The organism is Brevibacillus laterosporus DSM 25, assembly GCF_002706795.1.
In the GTDB taxonomy this organism is placed as follows: Bacteria; Bacillota; Bacilli; order Brevibacillales; family Brevibacillaceae; genus Brevibacillus_B; species Brevibacillus_B laterosporus.
The window spans coordinates 1,196,334-1,207,500 of the sequence record NZ_CP017705.1 but is presented as its reverse complement, the minus strand read 5'-3'; the positions used below and the strand labels follow the sequence as shown (position 1 = coordinate 1,207,500).

Annotated in this window: 10 protein-coding genes, 14 tRNA genes, 1 rRNA gene and 1 pseudogene (1 of these 26 running past the window's edge); 25 read left to right on the top strand and 1 reads right to left on the bottom strand. The window is 42.4% G+C overall.

The window, feature by feature from the left end; all coding sequences use genetic code 11:
- The 15 genes from BrL25_RS05870 to BrL25_RS05800 all read left to right on the top strand — a co-directional run.
- Positions 1-1,277 (top strand): 23S ribosomal RNA (locus BrL25_RS05870) (it extends 1,652 nt beyond the left edge of the window).
- Positions 1,278-1,334: 57 nt separating this feature from the next.
- Positions 1,335-1,409 (top strand) — tRNA-Asn (locus tag BrL25_RS05865).
- Between the two features lies 1 nt (position 1,410).
- A tRNA-Thr gene (locus BrL25_RS05860) sits at positions 1,411-1,486 on the top strand.
- A gap of 11 nt (positions 1,487-1,497) precedes the next feature.
- Positions 1,498-1,574 (top strand) — tRNA-Glu (locus tag BrL25_RS05855).
- Between the two features lie 7 nt (positions 1,575-1,581).
- Positions 1,582-1,657 (top strand) — tRNA-Val (locus BrL25_RS05850).
- Between the two features lie 17 nt (positions 1,658-1,674).
- A tRNA-Met gene (locus BrL25_RS05845) sits at positions 1,675-1,751 on the top strand.
- 7 nt (positions 1,752-1,758) lie between these two features.
- Positions 1,759-1,835, top strand: a tRNA-Asp gene (locus tag BrL25_RS05840).
- Positions 1,836-1,874: 39 nt separating this feature from the next.
- A tRNA-Thr gene (locus BrL25_RS05835) sits at positions 1,875-1,950 on the top strand.
- A gap of 8 nt (positions 1,951-1,958) precedes the next feature.
- Positions 1,959-2,043: transfer RNA gene (locus BrL25_RS05830), tRNA-Tyr, on the top strand.
- Between the two features lie 5 nt (positions 2,044-2,048).
- A tRNA-Lys gene (locus tag BrL25_RS05825) sits at positions 2,049-2,124 on the top strand.
- 8 nt (positions 2,125-2,132) lie between these two features.
- Positions 2,133-2,208 (top strand) — tRNA-Gly (locus tag BrL25_RS05820).
- Positions 2,209-2,212: 4 nt separating this feature from the next.
- A tRNA-Arg gene (locus BrL25_RS05815) sits at positions 2,213-2,289 on the top strand.
- Between the two features lie 12 nt (positions 2,290-2,301).
- Positions 2,302-2,375: transfer RNA gene (locus tag BrL25_RS05810), tRNA-Pro, on the top strand.
- 12 nt (positions 2,376-2,387) lie between these two features.
- A tRNA-Leu gene (locus BrL25_RS05805) sits at positions 2,388-2,474 on the top strand.
- 9 nt (positions 2,475-2,483) lie between these two features.
- Positions 2,484-2,557 (top strand) — tRNA-Gly (locus BrL25_RS05800).
- A 278-nt stretch (positions 2,558-2,835) separates the two neighbouring features.
- Here BrL25_RS05800 and BrL25_RS05795 read toward each other — a convergent pair.
- Positions 2,836-3,978 (bottom strand): sensor histidine kinase, encoded by a 1,143-nt coding sequence (locus BrL25_RS05795; RefSeq protein ID WP_018671550.1) that lies wholly within the window; start codon positions 3,976-3,978, stop codon positions 2,836-2,838.
- Between the two features lie 320 nt (positions 3,979-4,298).
- On the opposite strand from BrL25_RS05795, the gene BrL25_RS05790 reads away from it, so the two are divergent.
- The 10 genes and pseudogenes from BrL25_RS05790 to BrL25_RS05745 all read left to right on the top strand — a co-directional run bounded on the left by BrL25_RS05790 (position 4,299) and on the right by BrL25_RS05745 (position 11,144).
- The gene (locus tag BrL25_RS05790) at positions 4,299-4,955 is read left to right on the top strand and encodes a TerC family protein (protein ID WP_018671551.1); all 657 of its coding nucleotides are present in this window, start codon (positions 4,299-4,301) and stop codon (positions 4,953-4,955) included.
- Positions 4,956-5,356: 401 nt separating this feature from the next.
- Complete coding sequence (locus tag BrL25_RS05785) at positions 5,357-5,899, top strand: YkoP family protein (protein WP_018671552.1); 543 nt, start codon at positions 5,357-5,359, stop codon at positions 5,897-5,899.
- Between the two features lie 477 nt (positions 5,900-6,376).
- Positions 6,377-6,580 carry an alpha/beta-type small acid-soluble spore protein gene (locus tag BrL25_RS05780; protein WP_018671553.1) on the top strand — a complete coding sequence of 68 codons (204 nt, stop codon included), beginning with the start codon at positions 6,377-6,379 and terminating at the stop codon, positions 6,578-6,580.
- 192 nt (positions 6,581-6,772) lie between these two features.
- On the top strand, positions 6,773-7,912 hold the full coding sequence (locus BrL25_RS05775; RefSeq protein WP_018671554.1) for a 3D domain-containing protein: 1,140 nt from the start codon (positions 6,773-6,775) through the stop codon (positions 7,910-7,912).
- A 59-nt stretch (positions 7,913-7,971) separates the two neighbouring features.
- Positions 7,972-8,643, top strand: coding sequence for a DUF2953 domain-containing protein (locus tag BrL25_RS05770; RefSeq protein WP_018671555.1), 672 nt, complete (start codon positions 7,972-7,974; stop codon positions 8,641-8,643).
- A pseudogene (locus BrL25_RS05765) lies at positions 8,616-8,732 on the top strand (sporulation protein YtfJ); the annotation flags it as partial. The gene BrL25_RS05770 and the pseudogene BrL25_RS05765, both read left to right, overlap by 28 nt.
- A gap of 104 nt (positions 8,733-8,836) precedes the next feature.
- On the top strand, positions 8,837-9,562 hold the full coding sequence (locus BrL25_RS05760; protein WP_018671557.1) for a hypothetical protein: 726 nt from the start codon (positions 8,837-8,839) through the stop codon (positions 9,560-9,562).
- A 152-nt stretch (positions 9,563-9,714) separates the two neighbouring features.
- A complete protein-coding gene (locus tag BrL25_RS05755) occupies positions 9,715-10,146 on the top strand; it encodes a phage holin family protein (protein ID WP_018671558.1) in 432 nt (143 codons plus the stop codon).
- 1 nt (position 10,147) lies between these two features.
- The gene (locus BrL25_RS05750) at positions 10,148-10,912 is read left to right on the top strand and encodes a peptidoglycan recognition protein family protein (protein WP_018671559.1); all 765 of its coding nucleotides are present in this window, start codon (positions 10,148-10,150) and stop codon (positions 10,910-10,912) included.
- Between the two features lie 22 nt (positions 10,913-10,934).
- Positions 10,935-11,144 carry a hypothetical protein gene (locus BrL25_RS05745; protein WP_018671560.1) on the top strand — a complete coding sequence of 70 codons (210 nt, stop codon included), beginning with the start codon at positions 10,935-10,937 and terminating at the stop codon, positions 11,142-11,144.
- The last annotated feature ends 23 nt before the right edge of the window (positions 11,145-11,167 follow it).

Sequence of the window (11,167 nt, the reverse complement as noted above, 5' to 3'; positions counted from 1 at the left end):
AAACCGACACAGGTAGGCGAGGAGAGAATCCTAAGGTGCGCGGGATAACTCTTGCTAAGGAACTCGGCAAAATGGCCCCGTAACTTCGGGAGAAGGGGCGCCTCGGTAGGGTTTATAGCCCGAGGAGGCCGCAGTGAAAAGGCCCAAGCGACTGTTTAGCAAAAACACAGGTCTCTGCGAAGCCGCAAGGCGAAGTATAGGGGCTGACGCCTGCCCGGTGCTGGAAGGTTAAGGGGATGGGTTAGCGCAAGCGAAGCTTTGAACCGAAGCCCCAGTAAACGGCGGCCGTAACTATAACGGTCCTAAGGTAGCGAAATTCCTTGTCGGGTAAGTTCCGACCCGCACGAAAGGCGTAACGACTTGGGCGCTGTCTCGGCAAGAGACCCGGTGAAATCATAATACCTGTGAAGATGCAGGTTACCCGCGACAAGACGGAAAGACCCCATGGAGCTTTACTGTAGCCTGGTATTGAAACTTTGTGCATCATGTACAGAATAGGTGGGAAGCTGTGAAGCGAGGGCGCCAGCCTTCGTGGAGCTGTCGTTGGGATACCACCCTTGATGTACGGAGTTTCTAACTTGCCGCCCTTATCGGGTGGAAGGACCATGCCAGGTGGGCAGTTTGACTGGGGCGGTCGCCTCCTAAAGAGTAACGGAGGCGCCCAAAGGTTCCCTCAGAATGGTCGGAAATCATTCGTAGAGTGTAAAGGCACAAGGGAGCTTGACTGCGAGACCTACAAGTCGAGCAGGGACGAAAGTCGGGCTTAGTGATCCGGTGGTTCCGCATGGAAGGGCCATCGCTCAACGGATAAAAGCTACCCTGGGGATAACAGGCTTATCTCCCCCAAGAGTCCACATCGACGGGGAGGTTTGGCACCTCGATGTCGGCTCATCGCATCCTGGGGCTGAAGTAGGTCCCAAGGGTTGGGCTGTTCGCCCATTAAAGCGGTACGCGAGCTGGGTTCAGAACGTCGTGAGACAGTTCGGTCCCTATCTGTCGCGGGCGTAGGAAGTTTGAGGAGAGCTGTCCTTAGTACGAGAGGACCGGGATGGACGCACCTCTGGTGCACCAGTTGTCACGCCAGTGGCACAGCTGGGTAGCTATGTGCGGACGGGATAAGCGCTGAAAGCATCTAAGCGTGAAGCCCCCTTCAAGATGAGACTTCCCATAGCGCAAGCTAGTAAGACCCCTCATAGACGATGAGGTTGATAGGTTCGGTGTGGAAGTGCAGTAATGCATGGAGCTGACGAATACTAATCGGTCGAGGACTTATCCACATTGCCTTTATGCTGACTTCATTATCTAGTTTTGAAAGAACAATTCATTCATACTGTTCCTCAGTAGCTCAATGGTGGAGCAACCGGCTGTTAACCGGTAGGCTGGCGGTTCGAGTCCGTCCTGAGGAGCCATGCTCCTGTAGCTCAGTCGGTAGAGCGCTTCCATGGTAAGGAAGAGGTCGCAGGTTCGATTCCTGTCGGGAGCACCATAGCCATAATTGGCCCGTTGGTGAAGCGGTTTAACACAGCAGCCTTTCACGCTGTCATACAGGGGTTCGAATCCCCTACGGGTCACCATTTATCTGGAGGATTAGCTCAGCTGGGAGAGCATCTGCCTTACAAGCAGAGGGTCGGCGGTTCGATCCCGTCATCCTCCACCATTTTACTTTTATATTGTCGCGGGGTGGAGCAGCTCGGTAGCTCGTCGGGCTCATAACCCGAAGGTCGCAGGTTCAAATCCTGTCCCCGCAACCAAATTCTTGGAGCTGTGGTGAAGTTGGAGTTCACGCCGGTCTGTCACACCGGAGGTCGCGGGTTCGAGTCCCGTCAGCTCCGCCATCTTTTTAAAAGATGACGGTTTTAAATAACATAATTTGCGCCGGTGTAGCTCAATTGGTAGAGCACCTGACTTGTAATCAGGGGGTTGTGGGTTCAAGTCCTATCGCCGGCACCATTATACATGGGGAGATAGTGAAGTGGCTAAACACGGCAGACTGTAAATCTGCTCCCTCCGGGTTCGGCGGTTCGAATCCGTCTCTCCCCACCATGTATGAGCCATTAGCTCAGTTGGTAGAGCATCTGACTTTTAATCAGAGGGTCGAAGGTTCGAGTCCTTCATGGCTCACCATTTTTTATGCGGACGTAGCTCAATTGGTAGAGCGTCGCCTTGCCAAGGCGAAGGTCGCGGGTTCGAGACCCGTCGTCCGCTCCATTATGTGCCCTTAGCTCAGCTGGATAGAGCGTTTGACTACGAATCAAAAGGTCGGGAGTTCGAATCTCTCAGGGCACGCCATATTACATATATCGGGAAGTAGCTCAGCTTGGTAGAGTACTTGGTTTGGGACCAAGGTGTCGCAGGTTCGAATCCTGTCTTCCCGACATTTTCGTTTTGCCGGGGTGGCGGAATAGGCAGACGCAACAGACTTAAAATCTGTCGGGAGTAATCCCGTACCGGTTCAAGTCCGGTCCTCGGCACCAATATAATTTGCGGGTGTAGTTCAATGGTAGAACTCCAGCCTTCCAAGCTGGTCGCGTGGGTTCGATTCCCATCACCCGCTCCATTGAATTAATCAAACTGGTTATCAGAAAAGAGTGTCCTTAAAGGGACACTCTTTTCTGATATATTGGATATTATTAAATTTTGATAGGTGATTATAGATGATACCAAGAATTTACGAGTTATTTATCCTCACGAGCACATAATCTCAGCTGTAAAAGACAGGAGCTGAGATTATGTGCTTTTATCGAAATACTATGCATAATATAAAGTATATTATTAATGTTACGTATCTATTGAGCTGACGAATTCTGTCTGGATGCAATGGGTAAGACTTTGTTATTATTGTAAATCATATGGTAAGCGGATAAAAAAACGTGTAGCTGTACTATTAGATTCACAGTAAATACTACCATTATGTTTTTCAATAATGTTTTTACAGATAGATAATCCGATCCCAGTATTGTCGTCTTTGGTGGAAAAGAAAGGCTGAAAAAGTTTCTCTACAAGATCTTGAGGGATTTCTTCTCCATTATTCTCTACCATGATAGTAAGGCTGTCTGTATGTTTATATGTAGATACCTGTACGTGCTTGTATACGTTTGAACTAACCGCATCAATAGCATTGTTTAATAAATGAATGAGTACCTGAGATAGCCCTTCTTTGTAGCAATTTAAATCACAGGGCTCCATACGCATAATTAGTGTAACATTTTCAGCATGTAAACGAGGTGTCAGCAGTATTTCTACTTCATGAAGTAAATCAGTTAAGGAGACCTTTTTATATATTTCATCTAAAATAGGCTTCTTGCAAAAGCTCAGAAAACCTGTAATTTGCCGATGAAAACTATCAAATTCATGTAAAACAACCTGTACATAATTTTCCAAAACATGATTTCCATTTGTGCTTTCTAAAATTAATTTAAGAAAGCCTTCTATGGCACAAAGTGGGTTTCTTAACTCGTGAGCCATATTAGCTGCAATCTTATCAAGCATTTCTAATTTATCATTGTGTAAATAAGAAATGGTTTCTTCTTTTTCACTTAATTCATTTTGTACCAAATCCTCATAATTATGCACGGCTTGATATAAGGCTTCGTCAATCAATATCTTTAATCTTTTTTCCATGGAGGAGAGTTCTTCTGAAGAAATCAAATGGAGTGGTATATTTGATTGGATTTCACCCATATATACATGATAGAGTATTTGAAATGTTTTTAAGGCTAATGATAAAGGGAGCTTTTCAGACCAAAACCAGTTGCCTATATCATGAGAGGATTCTCGGATGTCTTCTTCGTATACGTCACGTATAAGTAGGAGAGAGATTAGGTAGCATGGTTTTTCAGCCAAATGTCTAGGTAAAGTTACCCGATAGGGATGAAAGAGATCCTCTAACTCATCTAACCATTTATCCGTAATTGTAGGTACTAGCGTTACTAAAAATTTAGAAATTTGCTCATATGTGAGCAATGTAACATTGACCATTACACCTTCACCCTCCTTCATCCTAATCAAGAATACAACTATTTACAAGCAAAAAATACCCAATTCGTCATAAAATCGTAAGCCAAATTCCGACAAAAGCAAGAGACTTGCGTAAAATTAAGTCAGATGGTATAACGTTGGCATGTAAGTGAAATGGAAGGAGAGACTAGAATAAAGAATGGGCAAATAACGTAATGATACTAATAATGGTAAAAAAGAAAAGTGCGAGTCAGATTCGACATTGATCTGCGTGCCTAATTGTAGATAACCTCGAATGGAATTGACATGCTACTGCTGCTCACACTAGATGGGGAGAAACCATGGAAACAAATACTCTAGTCGCTTTATTTCATATTTTTATTATCGATGTGGTTTTAAGTGGAGACAATGCTGTTGTTATTGGGATGGCCTGTCGTGGACTTTCGCCAATTGATCGTAAGAAAGCAATCCTATATGGTACATTAGGTGCTATAATTTTGCGTGTGTTACTTACGATTGTGGCTACTTGGATGTTAGCTATTCCTCTGGTTAAAGCAGTGGGAGGAATTATGCTACTCTACATCTCTCTTAAATTGTTAGGAGGGGATGAGGACACAAGCGAGGTGCAAATCAGCAAGAGCAGTGGGCAGGCAATTAAAACGATTATCTTAGCCGATTTTATTATGAGTTTAGATAATGTACTAGCTGTAGGTGGTGCTGCCGGTGGAGATATTATCTTAGTAGTGATCGGCCTTGCTCTGAGTATTCCCTTATTGATGTTCGGTAGTAATCTGATTGCTAATCTGCTGGATCGCTATCCTATTCTCTTATATGTAGGGACAGGTATTCTGGCTTATACAGCTATTCATATGTTTTTGCAGGATCCTTTTGTCCTTGAGAAGATAGCTCCTTATCTTGCTATTCCTAATCAGGTCATCGCTGGGATCGTTGTTATAGTCGTGTTGTTGCTTGGAAAATGGCGTAGTAATCGTATATAAAAGGACAGGCTGGGATTGTTTCCTGGCCTATTTTTTTATGTACATAAATGTAGTTCATGCTAGTGTATGTAATTTTTTTGTTATGTAGATGAGGAAACATGAACATAGTAAGATTTCCTAATCAAATGATCTGGAAGGTACGATGAGATTGGTCTTTTGTAAATAGCACAAAAAAGATTTGAAATGACTGGGATTGTTAGGATGAGAAAAACAGGCTTTAATCATTTACTTTAGTCATTTCTTCCAGTAAAAGGAACATATAGATGGTAGTATCACAGTTGGACAAGTTGATTTTTTGTGGCACGTAATATAAAACGCTTTCGATACTTTTGGCGGTAGCTGGTGATACTAACATAGATTGTGCAGAAATAGTCGAGAAAATGAAAAGGGAGGCGAGTCGATTGAATGTAGCTATGCTCACCCTATGGGGGATTTGGGATAGGATTTATCATTGCTGTAGAAGATTAAATTATATTCAGCAAGAACAGAATATCTTTCGCTATACGATCCTTCCATACAATGGGGAAATGTTGAAAACGAATAATGGTTATATTATTCAAAAAGGGGACCTAGTTATCCGCCTACATATCCATAATTATTTGTTAGCTAAACGTAGCGTAGGAATACACAGTGATGTACAGATTGGACTAACATTAGTTCGTGAAGTAAAGAGATCTTTGCCTCAATTAGCTAGTGTAGTGAAGTCCCATCCAAAAAAGCGAGAGATTAAAGGAATTGTGGGTACAACGTTGTTAGTTAAAGGCAGTGGACAACTAGGATTTTCAATGTCACCTGTTCCAAATGTTTGGTACTTTCGATTTAAACGCTGGTACCTCACTTTGTTAAAAATAGTTATGCATCCAAGTGGCAGAAAGGCACCTGCTTCAATGGAGGCACTTACACGTGTATTTATGTCAAAGGAAGAATTACTCGATCGATTTTAACCATGGAAGTCTCCTAACATTTGTATCATTATATTTTACTTTCCAAATCCCTATAAGGTAAAGGCTAATTGTCTTTATAAAAATTACCAAAAACAGTTGGAGGAAACTGCTAGGTTGAAAAGGATAGTTTTGTACCATTCTACCTTTAGAAATTGCAAATGGAATAACAAAAGCTTGTGATTTATAAAGGTTATAACAGGAATTTTTTATTAATACTAAACTTTTATGGAAGAGAAAGTACCAAGTGGATGAGGAATTTACCAGGTTTCTCGCTAAAAATTGGCAGGAATACAGCTGACGTAATTCACACATAGTAAACTTACAAAGTTGGCAAAACGACATAAGTGACATCTGGAAAGAAAGATTATATTCCTACAAGTATGGTTAGTAGCATTGAAAATATAAGGTTAGTCTTTGCATTTTGAATGCTGCTAACGAAATGTTGGTAGCCAAAAATTTAGATTGGAGTGACTAGATATGCCAAACAACAATGGATCTAGCAACAACCTTCTGGTACCTCAAGCAAACCAAGCTCTTGACCAATTGAAATACGAAATCGCTTCTGAATTTGGTGTTCAACTTGGCCCAGACACAACTTCTCGTCAAAACGGTTCTGTTGGTGGAGAGATCACTAAACGTCTTGTAAGCTTTGCTGAACAACAATTGGCTGGACGTCAATAATTAAATAGCTGGATGAAGAAGGCGCCTTTATGGGCGTCTTTTTTATAGAAAAAATAATGATGGAATAAAATTTCATAAATGGTATCAAGTATAATGGAAACATTTATGCATTGAAAAAGCTTCCGTATTTAATACAATGGAAAATGAGGCTTATCAACATGGAACGATATACTTACTATTGGAGGTTGATGCATGTTACGGAAAATGCTAATTGCGTGTATGGCATGTTTGTTCGGTCTGCAAACAGGAGTCATACAGGCAGAGGAAAAGAATGAATCCAGACAAGAAACGACTTCTACAACTGAAGAGGAAACGACTAAAGATAGATCTGAAGCATCAGAAGCAAAGAATGACTCTACTGAAAATGGGTCTGAAGATTCAGAACAAAATAAAGAGAAGAATAATGAAGAACAAAAACAAAACGATGTTGAAAAAAATCAAAATAGCCCAATAAATGATATTGCAGGTCATGCGGCTGAAAAAGAGATTATATCTCTATTCGATAACAAGATCATATCTGCTACAGATGGGCTTTTTCGTCCAGATGAAGAGATTACCATGGCTGAATTTATCGTCCTGCTATTGAAGAGTAAACAAATTGAACCTGCTACAGATGGAAAAAGTAGCTTCAGTGATGTACCCTTGCAAAACTGGGTGGCTCCCTATGCAGAAACAGCATTTCGTCTAGGTATCATTCAAGGAACTATAGAGAATGGCAAACGAACACTTAATCCGAAGGGCTTGGTAGAAAGGCAGGAGTTGATTGCCATTCTAAATAGAGCAAGTGGTAAAAGTGGAGAAGTAAATAATGTGAAATGGTCAACAACCTATCATACATTAAAAAACTATCCCGACAGTCAAGATGTTCCTACGTGGAGCCAAAGGGAATATGCGTATGCCTTGCAAAATGAAGAAACTCAGAAAGCTTTAAATGGAAAGCTGGAGCCTGAAAAAAAGGTAACTCGGGCAGAGGCGGCTAGTCAGGTTTACTACTCATTATTTTTGCCTGATAAACAAGAGGCCTCATCTAAAAATACGACTCCTGTGGAGTTTCCATATACACGCGTTATACAGGTAAAAACAACGGCCTATGACTTCACGAATGGACCCACGAAGGGATACCTTGGTTGGGACTTACGAGAGGGGATTGTAGCTGTTGATCCTTCTGTAATACCGCTTGGAACCCATTTATATATCGAGGGCTACGGGTATGCTGTAGCCGCTGACATAGGCTCGAAAGTAAAAAAGAATCATATTGATTTGTTCATGATCTCCCCAAAACAGGCGAGGGATCACGGTATTAAGCAAGCAAAGGTGTATATCTTGAATTAACTGGTCATATTTGCCTCCCAAATCGCTCATACTACAAAAAGCGAAGGGGGGCTTTTTTAGTGCACTGGTTTTTAGGATCTTTAACTGTACTTTTTCTTTTATTGATTTTGCTTCTGATCACCCCAATAAAAATTTATCTTCATTATCATCGAAAACAGGAAAATGATGTCTTGACCATACATATTCGAGTTTGGAAATGGATTAAAATCAATTATGAGCTACCTATGATTAATCTCACCTTAAATAAAAACAATCAACCTGAAGTAGTGGCTAAAGTGAAACAAAAGGGAGATGCTCTATCCAATACGGAAAGTAAGAAAAGTATCGATACAGAGGATGTCGATCGATGGATGCATCGTGTTCAGGAATTGATTGAACGTGTTCAGGATTTTTACCCAATACTATGCCACGCTCTTCGCCATGTGTATTGTGAAAAATTGCAATGGCAAACCACAATAGGCATAGGAGATGCAGCAGCAACAGGGACTCTGATCGGTGCCGTGTTAGGAATTAAAAATATGTTGGCGTCGATGCTCTCCTATTACATTTCTTTGCAGGAAATGCCTCGTATTAGCGTAGAGCCCATGTGGAATGCTACTATCATCCGAACCGAACTTTCCTGTGTTCTTTTCTTTCGGATAGGACACGTTATTGTTGCGTTAGTTCGTATCGTAATTAAAATGAAGAAAGGGAGTGCGAGGAAATGGCAGATCACCCCATTCAGGGCTTAATGAAGACCACCATGGAGAATTTAAAGCATATGGTGGACGTCAATACTATTATTGGTGATCCGGTTGAAACACCGGATGGGTGTGTAGTTGCTGAAAGATACCATGCCAACAAAGCGGTGCTAAACCCCGAAACCCTTGGTACGTATAGAGAAGTTAGGTATACGTGAATAACTGGGAGGTAGGGAGGACGGATATGAGGATGCCAAACATGGACGGTAAGTATGGCGAGAACTTTAGAATAACCAAGTTTAAGGAGATACAACAGTTCCTATCGGAGATTGGTTACCAGTTACATGAAACGGAGTACGTCAATAACAGAACGCCTATGAATGTTGAGTGCAACAATGGACACAAGTACCTCGCCAGATGGGATAGCCTTCGTCAAGGTAAGCTGTGCAGAGTATGTTATTTGAGTAAAGTGCAAACACCAGCCGTGCTTAGAAAGCAAGAGAAGCAGAAACGCAAAAAGAAGACGATAGAACAAAGGTATAAAGAGTTTAAGTCCGCCGTAGAAGAAGAGGGGTATATGCTCCATCCAGGAGAATATGTGAACAATCAAACTATGTTTTATGTGACATGCCCTGAAGACCATACTTACCAAGTTAACTGGAATAGGTGGCAATCTGGTAAGAGGTGCCGTGTGTGCTTCGAGAAGCGTGTTAGAAAGTCCACTGAAGAAATTGCTTTAGAGTTAGCGGCTGAAGGATGCGAACTGATCGGAGAATATAACGGTTCTCTAAAGCCGTTCAAATACAAGTGTGCATGTGGAACATTAGCCTATGGGAGAATCAAGGATTTTAGAAACGGTGTGCGCTGTCGCTTCTGTGCGGGGGAGAAGGTCAGGGAGACTAACCGACTCAAGAGACTTGAGAAGTTGAAACAGTTCGATCTTGAGCATCCTGAGGAGGAATACGTATGAGTACTGCTCCTAAGATGGTTTACAACGAATAATGTAAATTATTGAAAAAGAGATCAGGTAAATCCTGGTCTCTTTTTCTTTGCTTTGTGAGAGCTGTATCCCTATTCCGTCTACTCTATCTAAGAGAGGGTTTTAGAGAGGGGGTATAGGGGGTGCATAAGTGGGACGTTGCTCTTACAGCAATTTTCGGGTGGGCACTATCCTCTTTGGTCTACTTGGTCGGTGGTATCGACCGTCTGTTTATCGCTGTAACTATTTTTATAGGACTGGACTACATAACAGGAGTAATTTCAGCGTGGTACAAAAAAGAGCTTTCGAGCCGAGTTGGGTGGTGGGGTCTTATCCGAAAATCCCTTACCCTTGTCTTCATCATCGTTGCCCACCAACTTGATGTAGTAGCAGGAAACACAAATGGCTTCATGCGAAACACGATGCTCATGTTCGTTATCGGTACAGAGGGAATCAGTATCTTTGAGAATCTTGGCAAGATGGGTCTTCCTGTTCCTCAGTTCATTACGTCTGCACTGATTAAACTACGTGGGGAAGAAGAAGACATAAGCAAAAACAAAAGTAAGGAGGGTTAACATGTTACCTATTACGAAAGATTACCTACCGATTAACCCTTTCAGTAGGGTAGGCAAGAAGCTAAAATCCAAGAAGGGTATTGTGATGCACTATACGGCTTCACCAGGAGCACCTGCAAAGAATATCAGCAATCACTTTAAGGGGCTTGCTAATCAGAACCCAAACGATAATATAAAAGATCGTTACGCAAGTGCTCAATACTCTGTTGACCGAACCTCGATCTACAATAGCATCCCTGATGATGAGCTTGCTTACCATTGTGGTAGTGAGACTTACACCGAGGAAGCTCTGGCAAGGCTCGGGAGCTACCCTAACAACAGCACGGTGGGAATTGAGATGTGTATTGAGAAGGACGGTAGCATCCACGAAGACACGTTCAATAATGCTGTAGACCTTGTGGTGTATTTGATTAAAGAGCGTGGGTTCCCTAATGTGATATTCACTCATAAGGGTGTTGTAGGGTGGAAGGACTGCCCGTTGCCTTGGGTTAGGAAGCCTAGCGAGTTTGAAAGATTCAAAGAGGCGGTTAACAATAAGTTGAACCCGCCAAAACCTGTGGAGGAGGAAGACCAAGTGAACAAAGTACTGGAATATGATAACTGGGCGTGGGGTGAACTTGATCAGTATGTTGGTGATGCCTACAACGATAAGATCATCATAGACTGGGAGTGGGTTGAGAAGGTTCGTAAGAAGAAGCTAACTTACGGGGAGTTGATCTTGCTGAAAGTGATTATAGATGAGCGTAGACGGAAGAAAGCCTCCTAGGACATGAGGGGAGTTAAACACAATGGACATTATGAAGCGTTTGAGGAACGTTCCTACACTGGTTGCTATTGTCGCCCTCGTCTTGGACATCTTGATCTTTACAGGTGTGGTAGATATACCAGTGAGAGCTGAGATCGAAACTTACATTCAGCGAGGGTTAGAGATTCTTGTCACACTGGGTGTTCTTAATAACCCCGTGACTGAGAGTAAAGGCTATCTTGACGACAAATAATAAAGAGGAGAGGGATAGATACC